This is a genomic window from Pseudarthrobacter sp. LT1, from assembly GCF_035621795.1.
Classification (GTDB): domain Bacteria; phylum Actinomycetota; class Actinomycetes; order Actinomycetales; family Micrococcaceae; genus Arthrobacter.
In genome coordinates, this window is the sequence record NZ_CP141830.1 from 1,053,087 (window position 1) to 1,072,327 (window position 19,241).

15 protein-coding genes are annotated in these 19,241 nt (G+C 66.2%); 8 read left to right on the forward strand and 7 right to left on the reverse strand.

Features of this window, described 5'->3' with window-relative positions:
* Nucleotides 1–170 precede the first annotated feature (170 nt).
* A complete protein-coding gene (locus VIK36_RS05080) occupies nt 171–812 on the reverse strand; it encodes a transglycosylase family protein (RefSeq protein WP_324644311.1) in 642 nt (213 codons plus the stop codon).
* Between the two features lie 311 nt (nt 813–1,123).
* Here VIK36_RS05080 and VIK36_RS05085 point away from each other — a divergent pair, with 311 nt between their 5' ends.
* The 3 genes from VIK36_RS05085 (at nt 1,124) to VIK36_RS05095 (ending at nt 3,815) form a co-directional block, all read left to right on the forward strand.
* Complete coding sequence (locus VIK36_RS05085; RefSeq protein ID WP_420716248.1) at nt 1,124–2,185, forward strand: adenosine deaminase; 1,062 nt, start codon at nt 1,124–1,126, stop codon at nt 2,183–2,185.
* A 262-nt stretch (nt 2,186–2,447) separates the two neighbouring features.
* Nucleotides 2,448–3,383 (forward strand): glycosidase, encoded by a 936-nt coding sequence (locus tag VIK36_RS05090; RefSeq protein WP_324644312.1) that lies wholly within the window; start codon nt 2,448–2,450, stop codon nt 3,381–3,383.
* A 105-nt stretch (nt 3,384–3,488) separates the two neighbouring features.
* Nucleotides 3,489–3,815, forward strand: a complete 327-nt coding sequence (locus tag VIK36_RS05095) for an acylphosphatase (protein WP_255174595.1) — start codon at nt 3,489–3,491, stop codon at nt 3,813–3,815.
* A 20-nt stretch (nt 3,816–3,835) separates the two neighbouring features.
* On the opposite strand, the gene VIK36_RS05100 is transcribed toward VIK36_RS05095, so the two are convergent.
* From VIK36_RS05100 to VIK36_RS05115, 4 genes are all read right to left on the reverse strand, one after another.
* Nucleotides 3,836–7,513: a TM0106 family RecB-like putative nuclease gene (locus VIK36_RS05100; protein WP_324644313.1), complete on the reverse strand. Its 3,678-nt coding sequence runs from the start codon at nt 7,511–7,513 to the stop codon at nt 3,836–3,838.
* 146 nt (nt 7,514–7,659) lie between these two features.
* Nucleotides 7,660–8,862 (reverse strand): TerC family protein, encoded by a 1,203-nt coding sequence (locus VIK36_RS05105; protein ID WP_324644314.1) that lies wholly within the window; start codon nt 8,860–8,862, stop codon nt 7,660–7,662.
* A gap of 37 nt (nt 8,863–8,899) precedes the next feature.
* The gene (locus VIK36_RS05110) at nt 8,900–10,630 is read right to left on the reverse strand and encodes a RecQ family ATP-dependent DNA helicase (RefSeq protein WP_324644315.1); all 1,731 of its coding nucleotides are present in this window, start codon (nt 10,628–10,630) and stop codon (nt 8,900–8,902) included.
* A 168-nt stretch (nt 10,631–10,798) separates the two neighbouring features.
* Nucleotides 10,799–11,773, reverse strand: a complete 975-nt coding sequence (locus VIK36_RS05115; protein WP_324644317.1) for an aldo/keto reductase — start codon at nt 11,771–11,773, stop codon at nt 10,799–10,801.
* 314 nt (nt 11,774–12,087) lie between these two features.
* On the opposite strand from VIK36_RS05115, the gene fdhA reads away from it, so the two are divergent.
* The 5 genes from fdhA to VIK36_RS05140 all read left to right on the forward strand — a co-directional run bounded on the left by fdhA (nt 12,088) and on the right by VIK36_RS05140 (nt 17,224).
* Nucleotides 12,088–13,299, forward strand: coding sequence for a formaldehyde dehydrogenase, glutathione-independent (fdhA, locus tag VIK36_RS05120; protein ID WP_324644318.1), 1,212 nt, complete (start codon nt 12,088–12,090; stop codon nt 13,297–13,299).
* A 113-nt stretch (nt 13,300–13,412) separates the two neighbouring features.
* Nucleotides 13,413–13,766, forward strand: a complete 354-nt coding sequence (locus tag VIK36_RS05125) for a GNAT family N-acetyltransferase (RefSeq protein ID WP_324644319.1) — start codon at nt 13,413–13,415, stop codon at nt 13,764–13,766.
* Nucleotides 13,767–14,064: 298 nt separating this feature from the next.
* Nucleotides 14,065–15,000 (forward strand): serine hydrolase, encoded by a 936-nt coding sequence (locus VIK36_RS05130; protein ID WP_324644320.1) that lies wholly within the window; start codon nt 14,065–14,067, stop codon nt 14,998–15,000.
* Nucleotides 15,001–15,068: 68 nt separating this feature from the next.
* On the forward strand, nt 15,069–16,430 hold the full coding sequence (locus VIK36_RS05135; RefSeq protein ID WP_324644321.1) for an MFS transporter: 1,362 nt from the start codon (nt 15,069–15,071) through the stop codon (nt 16,428–16,430).
* A 44-nt stretch (nt 16,431–16,474) separates the two neighbouring features.
* Nucleotides 16,475–17,224 carry a dienelactone hydrolase family protein gene (locus VIK36_RS05140; RefSeq protein ID WP_324644322.1) on the forward strand — a complete coding sequence of 250 codons (750 nt, stop codon included), beginning with the start codon at nt 16,475–16,477 and terminating at the stop codon, nt 17,222–17,224.
* Between the two features lie 14 nt (nt 17,225–17,238).
* Here VIK36_RS05140 and VIK36_RS05145 read toward each other — a convergent pair whose 3' ends face one another.
* Both VIK36_RS05145 and VIK36_RS05150 read right to left on the reverse strand, forming a co-directional pair.
* Nucleotides 17,239–17,688: a hypothetical protein gene (locus VIK36_RS05145; protein WP_324644323.1), complete on the reverse strand. Its 450-nt coding sequence runs from the start codon at nt 17,686–17,688 to the stop codon at nt 17,239–17,241.
* A gap of 199 nt (nt 17,689–17,887) precedes the next feature.
* Entirely contained in the window at nt 17,888–19,183 is a 1,296-nt protein-coding gene (locus VIK36_RS05150) for a hemolysin family protein (RefSeq protein ID WP_324644324.1), read from the reverse strand.
* Nucleotides 19,184–19,241: the final 58 nt, after the last annotated feature.

Genomic DNA, 19,241 nt, shown 5'->3' on the forward strand with positions numbered 1-19,241 from the left:
TGCCGCCCAGGGCGGCAGGGACTGACTGATTAAAGTACGACGCCGGCACATCCCTTATGGGGGTGTGCCGGCGTCGTTCTTTGGTCAACGGAATTTGTCTATCGCCGACCTGTCTGTGGCGCCTGTGAAAGGCGCGGCGGCCGCAGCCGCTGGTGGAACGTCCCCAGGTGTTAGGCGGGGAGCTGGATGACCTGTCCCTCGAACACGAGGTTCGGATCCGAAATGGTGTCCAGGTTTGCGTCGGCAAGGTGCTGCCAGCCGCCCTGGATGCCGAGCTTCTGGGCCACGATGCTCAAGGTGTCCCCGGCCTGCAGGGTGTAGGTCTCGCCGCTAAGGGGAACCGAGGTTGCATGCCGCGGTGCAGGTGCCTGCTTGACCTGAGCGCTCTGGACCGGCGCGCTCTGAAGCTGGGTGCTCTGCACGGGGGCACTCTGTACGGGGGCGCTCTGGACCGGTGCTCCGCCGCCGCCGCTCAGTCCGAGCTGCGACGAGCAGGACGGCCAGGCGCCCCAGCCCTGGGATGCCTGGACCCGCTCGGCTACAGCGATCTGCTGTTCACGGCTGGCGTTCTCCGGGGAGCCGGTTCCGCCATAGGCTGACCAGGTGCTGGAGGTGAACTGCAGGCCGCCGGAAAAGCCGTTGCCCGTGTTGGTGGACCAGTTCCCGCCGCTCTCGCACTGCGCGAGTGCATCCCAGGTGGACGTGGGGGTCGCTGCGTTGGCCGCCGTGGCTGAGAGGGCCAAACCTGCCGCGGAGACGGCGGCCAGGGTGACTCCGCGGCGTGCGGCAGTACGGAATTTGGTGTTTTTCATGATGGTGATGCTCCTGAAGGCCACCAGCGCTGGTTCCGTCCCCGGAGATCGTCGCGCCACTGCCCGCCCCTGACGAATAGAGGTCACTATCGGTGGCTGCCGCTGGGCAGTTCTGGTGAAGGCAGCACCGGGCAATCAAGAAGCCCGCCGAACGGGCATGCATTTCACGCTAAGACATCGTTTGGGTGTTATCAAATCGAGATTCCAGCGGGCGTGTTGAGTGTGGGCCACGGCACGCGCCACGTGTGGGACCCATCCGCTTCCAGAGGCCCGGGCAGGCGCGAAACGGGACGGGGCACTATCCTGACCGGATGGACAACTTTCCCGGCGGCAGCACCATGCCCGAAACCGAAACGGACTTCGCGGAACCTGCGGTCCCTGCCAAGCCCCTCCCGGTGGCCGAACTGCACCTGCACATTGAGGGCACGCTGCAGCCCGAGCTCATCTTCGCCCTGGCCGAACGCAACGGCATCGCGCTGCCGTATTCGGGCCTGGACGAACTGCGCGAGAAGTACGAGTTCACGGACCTGCAGTCCTTCCTGGACCTCTACTACGCCAACATGGCCGTGCTGCGCACCGAGCAGGACTTCGCGGACATGACCCGGGCATACTTGGAGCGGGCTGCTGCCGCCGGCGTCCGGCACGCGGAAATCATGATGGACCCGCAGGCGCACGTATCCCGCGGGATTCCCCTGGAGGCGTGCGTCCAAGGTGTGGCCTCGGTGCTTGCCACGTCGGAGGAGGACTACGGCATCTCCACCATGCTGATCGCTGCGTTCCTGCGTGACCTCCCGGAGGACTCCGCCCTCGAAGTCCTGGACCAGCTGCTGGCCATGAACGCTCCGATCGGCGCCATCGGCCTGGACTCCGCCGAAGTGGGCAACCCGCCTTCCAAGTTCGAGCGGCTGTACGGGAAGGCGCGTGAAGCGGGCCTGCGGCTGACCGCCCACGCAGGGGAGGAGGGCCCGGCGTCGTACATTATCGAAGCCCTGGACGTCCTGGGCGTGGAACGGATTGACCACGGCATCCGCTGCATGGACGATCCCGACCTGGTGGAGCGCCTCGTGGACGCACGCATTCCCCTGACGGTCTGCCCCCTGTCCAACGTCCGGCTCCGCGCCGTGGACACCCTCGCCGACCATCCCTTGCCCGCCATGCTGGCAGCCGGCCTGAACGTCTCGGTCAATTCCGACGACCCTGCGTACTTCGGCGGGTACGTGGATGACAACTTTGCGCAGCTCACCGCGGTGTTCGACCTCTCCGATTTCGACAAGGCGCGCCTGGCGGCGAACTCCATCCACTCGTCCTTCGCGTCGGAGGAGCGGAAGGCGGAACTGCTGGCGGAATTGAACGGCAGGGAAGTGTCTGACTGACCCCTGCTGTGTCGGGCGCAACAGCGGTGCTTTTTGCCCGGTAAGCTAGGTGCCGCAGGCGTGTCCGGGGAGTGCAGGGCGGCACCCATGCCAGCGCTTCCAGGGTTATGCAGACAGCCCTTACCCGAGACCTCCGCCTCACTTGCGGCACCATCCGCTTCACAGTCGGTCACGACACGCAGAGTTAACCAATTAAAGTCGCGCGATTTAATGGGCAGTTGGCAAGATGCCTAAGACCGATCGCTTTTATATAAGGGGAATCATGGCCAAGTCCACCGCAGAAAACACCTACCTTCGACTCAAGACCGTCCTGGATGTCCTGACCGAAGGCGTGTGGTCCGGCGATGCACTGAATGCGGGCCAGGTCCTGGCGGAGGCAACCGCCCGGGTGCCGTTCAACGACCATGAGGCCGAACTCCTCAGCGGCGGCATCCCGCGCGGCCACAAGACCCTCACCTCGGCCACCGCCAAGCTGGTGAAGGCCGGCTGGCTGATCAAGGGCCGCACCGGCTGGACCATCACCGAGGACGGTATGCGCGCCACGGTCGCCTTCCCGGACGCTGACTCCTTCGCGGCCGCGCTCGACGCCGGTACTCCCGTCCCTGCCGACACCCCGGTCCCCACGGCTCCCGAAGGCTTTGTCCGTCCCGTCTCCGCCGCCGCCGCCACACTTGAGGTTCCGGCCAAGACGGAAGCTCCGAAGAAGACCGCCAAAAAGGCCCCGGCCAAGAAGGCAGCCTCCGTTGTGGGCAAGGCAGCCAAGGCGATCGAAGACGCCGTCGAGCCCGTGGTGGCAGCCGTCCGCAAGGGCAAGACTCCCGCGAAGGACAAGGCCGCTGCTGCACCTGCTGCCGATATGGCTTCCGAACCGTTGGAGGGTCCGGACGTCGAAACCCTGCCGCAGCCTGAAGCCGTGGCCCTGGCCGGCGACTTCAACACCATCCTGGGTGCACCCGAGAACTGGGCGCCGCAGTATGACGAAGCACAGATGGAGTTCGACTTCCTGGACCAGCTGTGGAAGAAGAGCGCCGAGCTTCCCGCCGGCTTCTACACGTTCAAGATCGCCCTTAACCGCTCGTGGACTGAGAACTACGGCGCTTTCGGCACCTTCGACGGACCCAACCACGAGCTGCACCACGCCGGCGGCACGGTGACCATCCGTTACAACCACGCCACCCGCGACATCACCATCAACTAGCCCTTACGCAGCCTCCCATCGGGTCGCAGTACCGTCTCCCGGGTTGAGGGACGCGGGTACTGCGACCCGATCGGGGCGGGCAGCAAGGTTTGGAGAAGGAGCACCATGGGCAGGCACGCAGGCTCAGCGCACGATTCAGCGCGGGGCGGTTCGGCCCAGGACGCTGTCCGGCTGGACGCCCGGGTGTTCGGGATGGTCCAGGGCGTGGGCTTCCGATACTGGACCATGGGCACCGCGGAGGATCTTGGATTGTCCGGCGAGGTGAGCAACCTCGACGACGGGTCGGTGTCGGTGATTGCCGAAGGCGCCGAACCGCAGGTCCGGAAACTGCTGGACTGGCTCAAGTCGGACCGGACCCCTGGGCGGGTGGAGCGGGTTGAGTCCGGCTTTTCAGCTGCCCAGGGGACCTTTGGGGGATTCCGGGCGCGCTGACGGCACCCGTTTCTGTGCGGTTACTCCCGGGGGCTTAGGCCGATGAAGGCGCCAAGTTCCTCCAGCGCCGCGGGCTTGTGGGGCATGTAGCTGGTGAGCTCGGGGGAGCGGATGATCACGGCACGCCATTGTCCGCGGGACACGGCCACGTTGATCCGGTTCCGGTTGAGCAGGAATTCCGCGCCGCGCGGGGCCTCGGACACCGCCGAGCACGCCATGGAGACCAGCACCACCGGAGCTTCCTGGCCCTGGAATTTGTCTACGGTTCCTACCCGCACCTCCGGCAGACCGGCCTCTGCCAAATGCTTACGGATTAGATGGACCTGGGCGTTATAGGCAGCAACCACCAGCAGGTCCTGCTGCCCGAGGGGGCGGGCTTCGTTCTCCGGGTCGCAGGTCCACTTCAGGCCTAGATGGCGGCGGGCCTGGCGAACCACTTCCACTGCCTCCTCCCTTGACGCTGTGGTGTTGCCCGCGTGGTTGACCAGGACCGTCTCCACGCCCGGGGCCAGCTGCTCCAGTTCGCGGAGGGACGCGGCAGGAGCGGAACGCAGCTTTCCTTCATAGCTGAGGTTGGACACCGCCCGGCACAGCTCCGGATGCATCCGCCATGTGTCTGCCAGGAAGTACCCAAGGCTGTCGGGCAGGGTAGCGTGGCCGGCAGCAAGCCAGCCGAGAGCGGATTCATCCACAGGTTCGGGGTGCGTGCCCTGTGTAACCTGCGGGAGCTGCTGCGGGTCGCCCAGCAGGAGCAGCCGGTTGGCTGCCACAGAGACCGCCAGGGTGTTGGCCAGCGAGAACTGGCCTGCCTCGTCAATGACCAGAAGATCCAGTGACCCTGCCGGGACTTCCTTTCCCGTCACGGTCCATGCCGTGCCTCCGACCAGGCACCCGCCCGGCGACGCGAGCAGCCGGGCCACATCGCCTTCTGACGTTTGGCTCCAGGGAACCTGGTGGGGAGCGGCCAATTTCTTGGCCACCAGCTGCGGATCCACTCCACCGGTTTCTATGGCCCGGCACAGCAGGTTTTCCACCACGTTGTGGGACTGGCCCACCACCCCGATCTTCCACCCCTGGGCTACCAGCCTGCCGATCACATGGGCACCAACGAAAGTCTTGCCTGTCCCCGGCGGCCCCTGGACGGCCAGGTAGGAATGGTCCAGGTCCTGCAGCGACCCGGTGATCGCCCGTGCATAGTCAGCGGCGCCGTCTTTACCAGGCAGCACTTCGGCTGGTCCTTGCCGGGAGCGGAACCGCGGCGGCAGTTTCCGCAGGATGTCCAGGCCCGGCTGCGCGGGGAGGGACGGCACGGAGGAGCCAACAGCCTGGGCTATCGCCGCGATGGCGGCTTCAATACTGGCGGTGGCGAGGGGCTGGTCCTCGGTGAGGGCCACCGGCAGGTGCGGGTAGGCGCGGACCTTTCCGGTCTCCCGCTCCGCAACGGTGATCAGGTGCTCCGGGCTGTCCGGCGCCGCTTCCAGCTCACTGATCCTGGTCCCGAACGTGAATGCCCGGGCACCGGTTGCGGCCGGAGGATCGGTCATGCCATCGGGTCCAGGCGCGTCATACAGGCGGCACCAGCTGGAGTCGGGACGGAAATCTGAGCCCTCGGTCATGGTTCCGCGCAGCTTCAGGACCCGCGTGCGCATCCGTTCCCGGGGCTTTGCCAGGGCCCAGTCAGACACAACTTCCGCCGAGGACACCACGAACACGTTCCGTTGGTCGGACCAGTTGTCCAGCGGTGCCTCGACCCGGTCGAAGTGCTGCCACCAGAACTGCTTGCGCTCGCGGCGGTGGTATCCGGTGGCGGCAGCAACCATAGCGATGGCGCGCTCGTCGTCGGTCCAGGGGCGGTTGTCCGGCAGGCCTGCAAGGTACTCCCGCAGCCTGGTTTCCTCAGGCGACTCCTCGGCGCGGGCTGCACCGTCGCCGGCAGTTCCTTCGTCGGGCGGTGACAGGACGTGCCCGGGCAGAGGGGCCTGTCTGCCCGCAGCATCGACCGCTTCCACTGCGTCATGGCCCGGCTGTCCGGGGGCACCGGTTTGATGGCCCAGCTGAAGCAACCAGTCCCGGAGCCGGAGGGTGGAGAGGCAGTCGTACTGGTTGTAGTCCGAGATCGAGGCCAGGATGGCGTCGGCATCCTCCTGCCGCCCGTCATCGCGGGCGGCGCAGTAGGCGGCGTAGGCAACCACGGAGGCCCCGGCGTCCTTGACTTCCCCGGACCTGAGGTTGTCCCCCATGTAGAGCGGTTCCAGCTTCTTGATGGAATAGGACGCTTCCGAGACCCGGATGGAGTGCCGGACCGTGGCGTACAAGTCCACCAGCAGCCCCTGCCGGAGCCAGTCGTCCACCGTGTCCTCACCGGCCTGATGCGCCAGGGACAGGTTCCGCAGCGCCGTTTTTTCGTACGCGGCGTAGTGGTAGACGTGCATGTCCGGGTACGCGGCGCGGCGTTTCTCGACGTAATCCAGGAAGTCGAGGAAGGCGCGGCGCTCACCGGAGCGGGAATGGGCCCAGAACGGCCGGAACACCGGGTCCCCGGGGGCGCCCGGCACCGGGGCCTCTATGACACCAAACAGGTATTCGATGCCCCAAGCGCCGGTGGCGGGATCCTGCCAGAGCGGATCGCCCTCGAAGTCAAAGAAGATGTCGCCGGCGCTGGGGGCAGGAAGCGAGCCGATCGCATGGTCCGGAAGGACGCTGAACGACACTGTATGCGGCTGTCCATCCTTGATGAACGTCCGGGACCCTGCAGTCCGGTCCAGGCCAAGTTGCATCCGTGCCTGGGCGCGGAGCCGGACCACCGAGTTCCTGGCCTCGCCGGCAGGCATGGCTGCCAGTTCGTCGATGGTGGTGATGCCGGCCGCGTGCAGCTTCCGCCGCTGGACCACGGACATGCCCGCCACCATCAGGAGGTCCCTGTGAAGCTGCACCTGCTCGGCGCAGTAGTCGCAGCGGCCGCAGTGGGCGACGCCGGGCTGTTGCCACTGCACTGCGCCGTCACCGGCGCGGTGGCTGGCTGTGAGGTGGCGGAAGCGCCGGCGTCGTTCCCGGAAGACGGGCAGGAGGTCCGGCAGGGAATGGCTGCTCCTGAGCCAGTCATCGCCTACCCGCGTTCCAAGTACCAGCGTGACAACCGGTGAGGGCTCCAGGCCCATTCCCAGGAGCTGGTCGCCGTAGGCGGCAAGCTGCAGCAGGGCCCCGACTTTGGCATGGCGGGCAAGTTTGGTGTCCCACACCTCGTAGCGGCCGGGGTTGCCGGTCCCGGCGGCCTCGTTGACCAGGAAGTCGGCGTAGCCCAGGAACTCGCCGTCGAAGAACGTCGCCTGAAAGACCACATCTGCCCCGGAGCGGAGGGCGAGTTCGGTTTCCGCGTGCTTTGCCTGCAGCTCGGCGCGCAGGGTCCTGCCACGGTCAAGGGAATAGACCCCTGCGCCGCGGCTGGCGTCCCATTCGCCGTACTTGGCCACCAGGCTGGCAAGCACGGTCCGCTCATGCTGGTCGCCCAACTCGCCGGCGCGTTTTTGCATCTCGTCAGCGGGAAACTCTGCCTTGGCGGTGCGGCCCAGCTTTTCGTCCAGGATGCGGAGCGTGCGGTACTCACATTCGCTGGCTGCCACCAGGTCGCTGGCCGAGAAGACCAGGTCCGGCGGCGTGCCGGGTCCGGCGTCATTGCCGGCAGCGTCGAGCAGAAACACGGGGCCTCCCCAACTGTTCGCGGGCCGGAGGACGGTTCCCCTGGCCTTGAATCAAACGTAGCAAGAGGGGCTGACAAACACTCCGGCAGGCCCTCATAATGGCCCCGGGCAGGACTTTTTTCAGGCCCCGTACCCAGCTGCCGGCGTCAGCCCTCGTTGGCGGCAGCCCGCACCTGGGCTTTGTCGTGCTGGTCATGGGCGGTCCGGATCAGGTCCAGGAACTCGGTCTCATTGCGGATCAGCCGCTTGTACTTCTCGGGGAGCTTGCGGATCTGGTCCTCCTCACGGACCATCCTGGCAAAGATCTTGTCCCGCTCCGCCATGTCCGTCTCGTAGTTGAGGTCCACGTACTCGGTGGCATGCCGCCTTGCCCCCGAGACCGCGTTCTTGGCCTTGCCCTTGGGGCTGAAGACAGACGCCAGGATGGTCACCACGAGCACCCCGAGGATCACGCTGAGTGACAGGCCGGTGCTGACCTCCACCACGTTGACGTGCTCGCCGTCGTTGATGAACGGCAGGGTGTTCTCGTGCAGGGCATGCAGGATGAGCTTCACGCCGATGAAGCCAAGGATGACCGCCAGGCCGTAGGAGAGGAAGATCAGCCGGTCCAGGAGGCCGTCGATCAGGAAGAACAGCTGCCGCAGGCCCATCAGCGAGAACGCGGTGGCTGTGAAAACGACGAAGACGTTCTGGGTCAGGCCGAAGATGGCCGGGATCGAGTCCAGGGCGAACAGGATGTCCGTGCCGCCAATGGCCACCATGACCAGCAGCATCGGGGTCAGGACCCGCTTGCCGTTCTCCACTGTGAAGAGTTTGTCGCCGTCGTAATGTTCGGAGGCAGGCAGCAGTTTCTTGGCAAGCCGGACCACCAGGCCGTCGGAGTCGTCATCGTGGTCGTCCGGCTTGAGCAGGTTTCCGGCCGTGACCAGCAGGATGAGCCCGAAGATGTAGAACACCCAGGCAAAGCTGTTGATCAGTGCCGCGCCCAGGAAGATGAACGCGGTACGCGCGATCAGGGAGAACACGATGCCGAACAACAGCACCTTCTGCTGGTCCGCTCGGGGCACCTTGAAGCTGGCCATGATGATCAGGAAGACGAAGAGGTTGTCCACCGACAACGCCTTTTCCGTGACGTAGCCGGCAAAGTATTCGGTGCCCATGTCGGCGCCCCCGAACAGCAGCACAACCAGGCCGAACACCACCGCGATGGTCACATAGATGGCGGACCACGTGGCCGATTCCTTGAGGGAGGGGGTGTGGGCCTTGCGGACGTGGAAGAAGAAATCGAAGGCCAGCAGCCCGATGATTCCCGCAATGGTCAGGGTCCAGACATACGCAGGTACTTCCACGCGCGGGGCCTTTCGTCGGAGGGTCCTCCCAGCCTACCTAAGCGGGCTTCAGGAGTTGATGCTCCACCACGGCCGCCCGCGACAGCGTCTTGTACCCCTCCTGCTCAAAAAGCACCGTGATGACATCGTCCTCGTGCCGCATCACCAGGCCGGGGCCCCATTCCTTGTGCACCACCGTGGACTGCAGCGGGAATGGCTCGTCGGCCGCGGGAGCCGGGACCCCGCCGTCGGACGCCTTCTTGCCGTGGTCCTTCTTCCCCGACTGCTTCCGGCCCTCCCGCGCGCCGTCCTGCCGCGCCCCGTCTTCCTGCGCTCCCGGAGCGGCCGCGCACCCGTCGCAGTTTCCGCAGGGCTCCGGAAGGTCCTCGCCAAAGTAGCCCAGCAGGAATTGCCGGCGGCAGCCGTCAGTTTCCGCGTAGGCGCGCATCATGGTGAGCCGGGATTGGTCCACGCGCTGGCGGGCCCCGGCCAGTTCGACGGCGTCGGCCACCAGCGCGGGCAGCTTTGCCTTGGATGTCAGCCGGACGCCGCGCTTGGCAACTGCCACCGCACCGGTCTCCTCCAGCTGGTTCAGAAGCCCCGTAATGCGCCGGGCCTTGAAACCCGTCAACTCAGCAAGGGAGGACCTTGGGGTGGGGGCATGGGCCGCCTTGAGGACCTTTAGTACCTCAAGGAGCGAATCGGGATCAGGGGAGTGGGTGCCGAAGAATTTCCGCAGGCCCAGGTCCTCCGAGCGGTAGTGCAGGATGGCGGATGCCGGTTCGCCGTCCCTGCCTGCCCGTCCGATTTCCTGGTAGTAGGAGTCCAGCGATTCGGGGATGTCGGCGTGGACCACGAAACGGACGTTGGGCTTGTCGATGCCCATGCCGAACGCGGTGGTGGCCACCACCACGTCCAGTTTGTCGTCCATGAACATCTCGTGGATGTGTTCCCTGTCCCTGGCGGAACGGCCTGCGTGGTATGCCTCCGCTCGCAGCCCCTCCTTGGCCAGCTTGGCCGCGTATTTTTCCGTGTCCTTGCGGGTGGCAGCGTAAAGGAGTCCCTGCCCGCTTCGTGCCAGGTCCGCTACCTGCTCAAGCACGGTCTTGCGCTTGCCCGTATCTTCGTGGTGCCGGACCACGTCAAGGGTGATGTTGGGCCGGTCGAAACCATGCACCAGCACCAGGGGCTTCTCCATGCCGAGCCGCTCCACGATTTCGTCCCGGACCGGCGGGGAGGCCGTGGCCGTCAGGGCAGCCACGGGTGGGTTGCCCAATTGAGCGCGGACATTTCCCAGCGCGAGGTAGTCCGGTCGGAAGTCGTGCCCCCACGAGGAGACGCAGTGTGCCTCGTCCACCACGAACAGCGTGATGTTTAGGGCTTTGATCCGGTCCACGGTTGACTGCTTGGCCAGCTGTTCCGGGGCGAGGAACAGGAACACTGCCGTGCCCTCCTCGGCGGCCTGCCAGGAGGCCTCCACGTCGGCGTCGCTGTGCGAGGAGTTGATGGCCACCGCGGCGCCCGGTCCGAGGACCTGGGACAGGCCGTCCAGCTGGTCCTCCTGCAGGGCAATCAGCGGAGAAACTACGACGGCGGGACGTCCCGTTGCCTTGTGCAGGTGCAGGGCTGCCACCTGGTAGATGGCGGATTTGCCGTAGCCAGTGGGCATGACGGCCAGGACGTCGCGGCCCCCGGCAAGGGCGGCCATGCCGGCCAGTTGGCCGTCCCGCAGGTCCGGAAGGTTGAAGGGTGATGCAGCAAGCGCCCGAAGGGCAGATTCGTCGGACATGAAAAGGGGCTCCGCACAGAAGAAACCTGCGGCCGCTTGCTTCAGCCGTGAAAACCACCCTACGCCAGCCCCGCCCCGTCGTCGTAAACTCCGGGGCCCATGTGGAAAAGCGCCGGGCTGGAGCGCCGCGTGCCAGACGCCGGTGCTCCAGCCCGTACGGGTGCCGCGTTACGTGTCGATGGTGGACATGTTGGGGTACCGGGCGCCGGCAGTGGACCCCGCCGGTGCCAGCTGGTCCAGCAGCTGAAGCTCGTCCCGGGACAGCTCCACGTCCACGGCGCCCAGGTTCTCCCGCAGCCGTTGCCGCTTCTTGGTCCCCGGAATCGGGACAATATGCTCACCCTGCGCCAGCAGCCAGGCCAGGGCCAACTGGCCGGGAGTGCATTGTTTCCGGTCCGCCAACTCCTTGACCCGGTCTACGAGTTCAAGGTTCCGCGCGAAGTTCTCCCCCTGGAAGCGGGGGGAGTGCTTGCGGAAGTCGTCCTCCGCGAAGTCATCCGCGCTGCGGATCTGCCCGGTGAGGAAGCCGCGGCCCAGGGGGCTGTACGGCACAAAACCGATGCCCAGCTCAGCGAGCACGGGAAACACCTTGGTCTCGGGCTCCCGCTCCCACAGCGAGTACTCCGTCTGCAGCGCAGTGATGGGATGGACGGCGTGGGCCCGCCGGATGGTCTCCGCGGATGCTTCGGACAGGCCTAGGTGCCGGACCTTCCCGGCCTGGACCAGTTCCGCCATGGCCCCCACGGTGTCCTCGATGGGCACAGTCTTATCCACCCGGTGCTGGTAGTAGAGGTCGATGTGGTCCACTCCCAGCCGCTGGAGGCTGGCGTCGCATGCGGCCCGCACGTATTCGGGCCGGCCGTTGATGCCCACCCAGGAACCGTCCTCGCGGCGTTCGTTGCCGAACTTGGTGGCGAGCACAACGTCCCCGCGGTGGCCGGAGATGGCCCGTCCCACGAGTTTTTCGTTCGTAAAGGGCCCGTACATGTCTGCCGTGTCCAGCAGCGATCCGCCGGAGTCCAGGAATTCGTGGATGGTGGCAACCGACTCCTGCTCGTCGCCGCCGCCGTAGAACTCGCTCATGCCCATGCAGCCAAGGCCAAGGGCGGAAACTGTCAGTTGTCCAATGGTGCGGGTTTTCATGCCGTTCTCCTCAACGGTAGAACTTGCCTGGGAACCGGCCATCCTGCGTCCGTGTCCGGACTGCGGGGCCGGTCGGTACAGCGTACGCCGTGGTTGGCACTTCCCCACGGGAAGCCTCCGGTAAACAAGGGGCTTCCACCCCTAGACCCTTCTCATGGCCGTGCCTAGACTGATCGAATCCCCACCCGGGAACCGGTACCTGACCATGCCAAACATCAGGATGCACAAACCGGCCAGGGCTGTTACCCGCACGGGATGTCCCACCTAACCAGATCATGGCCGTCCCACCGGACGCCTGACTATAGGAGCGCTAGATGACAGGGAACAAAGCCGTTGCCTACAAAGAAGCGGGCAAGGTCGAAGTAATTGACATTGATTACCCAACGTTTGAGCTCAAGGACGGGCCAGGGGTCAACCCCGCGAACGTCGGGCGGCCGGTCAACCACGGGGTCATTCTGAAGACGGTGGCCACCAACATTTGCGGATCCGATCAGCACATGGTCCGCGGCCGCACCACAGCTCCGCCCAACCTGGTGCTGGGCCACGAGATCACCGGCGAAGTGGTGGAAGTGGGCCGGGACGTGGAGTTCATCAAGGTGGGCGACCTCTGTTCGGTGCCGTTCAACATTGCCTGCGGCCGCTGCCGGAACTGCAAGGAGCGCAAGACCGGTATCTGCCTCAACGTCAATCCCGCCCGGCCAGGCGCTGCCTACGGATACGTGGATATGGGCGGCTGGGTGGGCGGCCAGGCCAACTATGTCCTGGTGCCCTACGCCGACTGGAACCTGCTGAAGTTCCCGGACAAGGACCGGGCCATGGAGAAGATTATGGACCTGGCCATGCTCTCGGACATCTTCCCCACCGGGTTTCATGGCGCCACCACAGCCGGCGTCGGCGTCGGCTCGACCGTGTACATTGCAGGGGCCGGTCCGGTGGGCCTCGCAGCGGCCACCAGCGCACATCTGCTGGGTGCCGCCGTCGTCATTGTTGGCGACATGAACGAAGACCGGCTGGAGCGGGCGCGCAGCTTCGGCTGTGAAACCGTGAACCTGACCCAGGGTGAGCCGAAGGACCAGATCGAGCAGATCCTGGGCGTTCCGGAGGTTGACTGCGCCGTTGACGCGGTCGGCTTCGAAGCCCGTGGCCACGGCAAGGGAGCACAGGAAGCGCCCGCAACCGTGCTGAACACCTTGATGGACATCACCGCCGCGGGCGGTGCCTTGGGTATCCCCGGCCTGTACGTGACGGGCGATCCGGGCGGCATTGACGAGGCAGCCAAGAAGGGGTCCCTGAGCCTTAGCCTTGGCACCGGCTGGGCAAAGTCGTTGAGCTTCACCACCGGCCAGTGCCCCGTGATGAAGTACAACCGTCAGCTGATGATGGCCATCCTGAATGACAAGGTCAACATCGCCAAGAACGTCAACGCCAAGGCAATCCCGTTGGAGGAGGCACCGAAGGGCTACGCGGAGTTCGACGCCGGCGCAGCCACCAAGTACGTCCTGAACCCGAACGGCTACCTGAGCTGACACGGCGGCGGGCGGGGATGTTGCCAAGGAACCCTCACTTGCGGAAATAAGAGCGGACCGGGCCGGGTTAGGCTTTGCACGGTCAGCACACACCCGCAACTGAAGGAGTTCCTTTGAGCGACATCACCGTCCGCCACACCCCTGGGCGCGAACGCTTCGAGATTCTTGACGCCGGCAATGTCATCGGCAAGGCGGCGTACAAGGAGTACGACGGCGGGGAGTCGCCGCAGCGGATCTTCTACCACACGGTCATCAACGAGGAATACGGCGGGCAGGGCCTGGCCGGCCGCCTGGCCACGGCCGCCTTGGACAGCACGGTGGAGGACGGCATCGGCATCGTCCCGGTGTGCCCGTTCATCAAGAAGTTCCTTGCCAAGCACCCCGAATACCTGGGCAGCGTGGTGGCCGTTGCCTTGGCGCACCTGGAATTCCTGGAGACCGCGATCGCGGCCCGCACCCGCGGCTGACTTTTCGACAGACAAACTGATTCCCCAACGCGCGATCTGATTTCCCGTTCGAACCTCGGTTTCGACGCGCAAAACCGTCTTCGAACCGAATATTCACTGGCGTGGCCGGTATTCGGGCCGCGCGGGGTAATTCGCGCGCCGGCAGCAGTTTTGCGCGTCGGCGGGACGGCCCGGCGGAACACCCGGCAAGCCTTCAGGAAGCTCCCAACCTCCGGTGATTTAATCAGCACTTGTCAGCGCGGCTCAACGCCGCGCTGACGTTGTTTTGTGATTGCCGAGGCGGGACAGGAGCCCTTGTATGCCCATGCACCCCGTGGTGCCCAAACCAGGCCGCGACGCTCCGCCGCCGGCACCGGGCAAGCCGTCTTCAGGCAAGGCACGGGGCAACAGAAGGCTGGTGATCCTGGCCCTTGCCGTGGTGCTGGTCATCGTCGGCACCATCACCCTGGCCGTGGTCCGGTCCGAGCCGCCGACGGGGGCAGCGGTTCCCACCGAGCCCGCGGTGCCGGCGGCACCGGTGGCGGCAGCCCCGCCGTCGTTGCAGGACAGCGTGGACAGCATCCTCAGCGAAGCCGACGAATACCGGATCGGGCTGGCGCTCGCCGACGTGTCCGGGGGCGCCGAGCGGACGTTCGGCGATGAAAGCACCTTTACCGCGGCCAGCACGGCGAAGATCCTGACCGCCGCCGCCTACTACCACCTCGTGGAGAACGGGCAGGCAAGCCTTGACGAACCCATGGGCGACTACGACGCAGCGTTCCAGCTCAAAGCCATGGTCAACAACAGCAACAACGATTCCTGGCTGTTGCTCATGGACGCGGTAGGCCACCCGCAGCTGACCGCCTACGCGGCCTCCATCGGCGTCGCGTACGACCCCGATCAGAACCTGCTGACCGCCGCGGACATGGCCCTGATCCTGAAGAAGCTGTACGCGGGGGAGCTCCTGGACAAGGACAACACGGAGCAGCTGCTGAGCTACATGCAGGACACCAACAACGAGGACCTCATTCCTGCCGGGTCGCGATCCGGCGTGGACGTGCACCACAAGTACGGGGAAGTGTCCGGGGAACTGCACGACGCTGCGCTCCTGAGCTACCGCGGGTCGACGTTCGCGCTGGTGATCTATACGGAGAACCCGGAGGGCGTGCCGGATGACGGACAGGCAGAGGTGATCCGGGACCTTACCCGGGCAGTCGAGGACGCGCTGTTCCCGGTGGGACTGACGGGCAAGTAGCGAACTCCACACCACGCCGGGATCCGCCCAAGTCGTCCCCGGCGGCACGTTTGGGCCAGACTGTTACCGTGAGCAACAACCCCCGGACTGCCCTGGCCGTCGCCGGCCTCAGCCTGGGCACGGCACTGAACCCGCTGAACTCCTCCATGATCGCCGTGGCACTGGTGGTACTGCGCGCAGACTTCGGGCTCGACGTCACTGCCGTCACCTGGGTGGTCACGTCCTTCTACCTGGCCTCTGCCGCCGGCCAGCCCGTCATGGGCCGGCTCGCCGACCGGTTCGGCCCGCGGCGGATGTTCCTGCTGGGCATGGGGCTGGTGGCCATCACCTGCGCCCTGGCTCCGCTGGCCCCCAACTTCGCCCTGCTCTGCGTCGCACGGGCCGTCATGGCCCTCGGCACGGCCACCGCCTATCCCAGCGCGGTGGTGATGGTCGGTGTGCTCGCGCACCAGGCGAAGGTGGATACGGCACGTCCGCTGGGCCGGCTGCAAATGGCCAACACGTCCGCCGCCGCGGTGGGTCCCGTGGTGGGTGGCCTGCTGGTGGGCTTCGTGGGCTGGGAGTCCCTGTTCCTGGTCAATGTCCCGCTCGCCCTGGCAGCGCTGCTGATTGTGCGGAAGGCCGCCCCGCCGGACAAGGCCCGGGAGCGCGGCAGCGTGGCGGAGCTGGTGCGGGACTCGGACCTGCCGGGCATCGCCGGATTCATCGGCGCGCTGCTGCTGGTCATGATGGCCGCGCTGAACATAGCACCGGACTACCGCTGGCTGATGCTTGCAGGTGGAACCGTCATCGCGGCGCTGTTCGCCTGGCGCGAGCTGCGCTTCGCCAAGCCGTTCCTGGACCTGCGGCTGCTGGGCCGGAACAGGCCGCTGATGCTGGTGTACCTGGCCTTCGCCGTTTTCAGCAGCGTCTACTACTTCGCCTTCTTCGGCCTCCCACAACTCCTGCAGGAAGCCGGCGGCTACGATCCCGGCGTAGTGGGCCTGCTGATGCTGCCGCTGGCCGGCATGTCCGTGGTAGCCACCCCATGGGCAGTCTCTGCAATGGGAACGTTCGGGGTCCGGCGGGTGCTGCTTGCCGGCGTCGTCCTCTTGACGGTGGCGGCGGCCCTCATGTGGTTGCTGACCGGCACGCTTGCCATCCCCGTCGTGGTGGTCCTCACTGCCCTCATGGGCATCCCGTACGGGACCGTGGGCATCGCCTCCAACCAGGGCATGTTTGTGTCCACCCGGCCGCAGGACCGGGGCGTCGCTGCCGGGATCTACCAAACCTGCCGCTACGTCGGGGCGATCACCGCCACCGTGATGATCGGCGTTTTCGCGGCCGGCGGGGTGCACCAGGACAGCTGGATGCGGATGGTCCTGGCCATGCTGGTTCTCTGTGCCGTGACATTGGGGATCTCCGTATTCTGGCGGCAGCAAAAGGCGTAGCCCTACCTCTGGAAGGGCCCGGGGGAGCGTGCCATGCTGGCCCCATGGGAAACATGATGACTCTGGGCAACGCCCAAACCGCCGTTCAGGCGTACATCAGTGAACCGGCCGGGGTTCCCAAAGGCGGCCTGGTGGTGGTCCACGAAGTCTGGGGGCTGGTGGGCCATACCAAGGATGTGGCAGACCGCTTCGCGGCGGAAGGCTACCTCGCAGTGGCCCCTGACCTGCTGTCCGGAGCCGGGGGAACGGCCGACCTGACAGGGGAGCTGCAGGAGGCGGCGTTCGATCCGGAACAGCGCAGCAACGCCCAGCCGCGGTTGCGCAAGCACATGGCGCCGATGCGCTCCCCGGAATATGCCAAACACGCAGTCGCCGCCCTCCGCGTGTGCTTTGACCACCTGGAAGGCGTGCCGGGATTGGCAGGGCGGGTGGCCGCGACGGGCTTCTGCCTGGGCGGGACCTACACCTTCTCCCTCGCCGTTGCCGAGCCGCGGCTGCGCGCCGCCGTGCCGTTCTACGGGCACGCCGAGTTCAAGGACGCAGAGCTGCGCGCCATCAACTGCCCCGTCCTGGCTTTTTACGGCGAGCAGGACGGCGCCCTCATGGAGGAGCTTCCCGGCCTGAAGTCACGCATGCGCGCCGCCGGGGTGGACTTCGAAGCCGTTGTCTACCCGGGCACCGGCCATGCGTTCTTCAACGACACCAACAGGTATACCTACAACGCCCCGGCGGCCGCCGATGCCTGGGCGCGGACGCTCACCTTTTTAGAGCAGAGCCTTGGTGCCCCGGCATGACCGGCTGCCGCTGACTACGGGCAGTAGTGCGCCTCGCGGTCGTACTGGACGGAGTTCCCCACCTGGTGGGAATCCTCCCTTTCCCAGCACTGCCGGGTGCCGTCCGGGCCTGTCAGCGTGATTTGCTCGCGGTAATGCTGGCCCATCTCGAACACCTGCCCGTCGCGGACCAGAAAATGGGAGTGCGTCTGGGTGCTGATGGTCGTGGACGTGCTCCCATCATTGGAGCTCAGGGCGTCCGTGTAGTTGCTCGAGGACGAGGAAGACTCGATCCCGCTGGGCGTTGAGACGTGGTTGCTGACCACGATGCCCGTGCGGCAGGTCTGGACCTCGCCGGTGGCCTTGCATTCGTTGAACTTGGTGACCTCTGCGCCGTTGCTGCTTGCGGCCTGTGCTGGTGCCGCGAGGGCCGCGGCAGCAAACGCCAGGGTAGCGCCAATGAGGGTGGTGCGTTTCGTGAACATTGTGGTGTGTCCTGTCTGCCGGGGTTTGGGAGCACCGTGCCCATGTGCCCCGTGGATAGGAAGCGGACGCGGGCTCCAGCCCCTTCTGGCCGTTCAGGCCAGCCGCTCCTTAACTGTGACCGGTACCGGGCCCTGCCCGTAGGGCCTTTAGTCCCCGGGGAAGGCGCCTACCGCCGTCGTGCCTTCCAGCCCTGGCCGGTCAGTCAGCGTGGCCTGTCGCCGGCGTGACCCGGATGCGGGCGATCCGGAGCCTGTCCATGCTCAGGACCGTCAGCACGTATCCCGGGATCTGCACACGGTCGCCTGCGCGGGGCAGGCGGCCCAGCCGGTCCATCATGAACCCGGCGACGGTCTCGTAGTGGCCCTCCGGGAGGACGATCCCCGTGGCGGCCTTGAACTCCTGCAGGATCAGGCCGCCGTCCACGTCGATGAAGCCGTCGGCCACGTTGATCCGGTCCTCGTGCTCGGCGCCGGTGTCGTACTCGTCATAGATTTCGCCCACCAGTTCCTCCACCAGGTCTTCGAGCGTCACTACCCCGTCAGTACCGCCGTACTCGTCCACCACCAGGGCGATGTGCTGGTTGGTCTTGCGCATCCGGGACAGCGACGGCAGTACCCGGTTGGTCCCGGGCAGCGGAAGGATCTCCCGGGCAAGGTCCCGCACCGGCGCCTGGTCCTGGACCTCGTCGCGGGGCATCAGGTCCCGGATGTGCACGAAGCCCAGGACGTCGTCCGGGCTCCTCCCGATCACGGGGAACCGCGAGTACGGGCCGTCCCTGACCATGCTGCGGGCATCGGCAACGCTCATGGCGCCGTCGATGAAGGTCACCTCCGTACGGGGGCGCATCACCTCCTGCAGCGTCCGGTCCCCGGCGCCGAACACATCGGCGACGATGTTCCGGCTGCTCTCTTCGAGCAGTTCGCTGTCCGCCACCATGTCCCAGAGCTCCTCGGAACTGATGCCCTCCCGCTTGGCCCGCGGGTCGCCGCCAAGGAGCCTGACCACGGCATCGGTGGACACGGACAGGAGCCAGATGACCGGCCGCATGACGCGGGCGAGTCCGACCAGCGGCGGGGCGAGTACTTTAGTGAACGCGACGGGACGTTGCAGCGCCAGCCGCTTGGGGGCAAGCTCACCCAGGACCAGGGACAGGTAGGCCACCAGCAGGGTCATGCCGATGAAGGACACCGGCCCCGCCGCCCCGCCCAGCCCCAGCGCTTCGAGGAGGGGGACAACGGCGGGGGCGATCGCGGAGGCGCCATAGGCCGCCGAGAAGAACCCGGACAGGGTCACCCCGATCTGGACGGTGGAGAGGAACCGGTTGGGATTGCGTGCCAGGGCCGCGGTCCGGGCGCCGGTTTCACCGGACTTCTCGATCCCGCGCACCTGGCTTTCGCGCAGGGACACCAGGGCCATCTCCGCCGCAGCGAACACCCCGCCCAGCAGTACGAAACCGAGAACCAACCCAATATTGACCAGGGCGCTGCTGTCCATGACATGACACTACCGAGCCGGGGACCGAATGGCGCCCCGGCCTGCAGCTTCCGTCAGT